Origin of the sequence: Paraburkholderia sp. JHI2823 (assembly GCF_038900695.1) — a bacterium.
Classification (GTDB): domain Bacteria; phylum Pseudomonadota; class Gammaproteobacteria; order Burkholderiales; family Burkholderiaceae; genus Paraburkholderia; species Paraburkholderia mimosarum.
Genome location: NZ_JAYMRY010000240.1, coordinates 1 through 462 on the forward strand (window position 1 = coordinate 1; position 462 = coordinate 462).

Annotated in this window: 1 pseudogene; it reads left to right on the top strand. The window is 61.3% G+C overall.

The features are described 5' to 3' along the window. Nucleotides 1-45: 45 nt before the first annotated feature. A pseudogene (locus VSR34_RS38490) lies at nucleotides 46-462 on the top strand (cytochrome P450); the annotation flags it as partial.

The following is a 462-nucleotide window of genomic DNA, read 5'->3' on the forward strand; positions in this document are numbered from 1 at the left end:
GCCATTGTGCGCGACCTACCGGCCCTCTTGCAACGGGCGGAAACCATGCTCGGCAACCACTTCTGGCTCGATTTCGGTCCTGCCGGGAGGATGCTGACCTGCGTGCATCCAGACGCGTTCGCATTGTTGCGCCACCGGGATGTATCCTCGGCGCTGATCGGCGAAATAGCGCCAGATCTGATGGGCGGAACGCTGGTGGCCCAGGACGGTGAGGCGCACCGGCGGGCACGTGACGCGGTCAAATCGGCGTTCCTGCCGAAAGGTCTGAACCAGGCGAGGATCGGCGAGCTCTTTGCGTCACTCCTGAAGGTGCAGGTGCAGCAGTGGCGCGATATGGGCGAGGTGGCCATCCTGCGCGAAACCAGCGACGTGATGCTCAAGCTGATTTTCAGCTTGATGGGGATACCTGCGCGGGACATTCGACAATGGCGCCGGAAATACAAGCAATTGCTTCAGTTGATC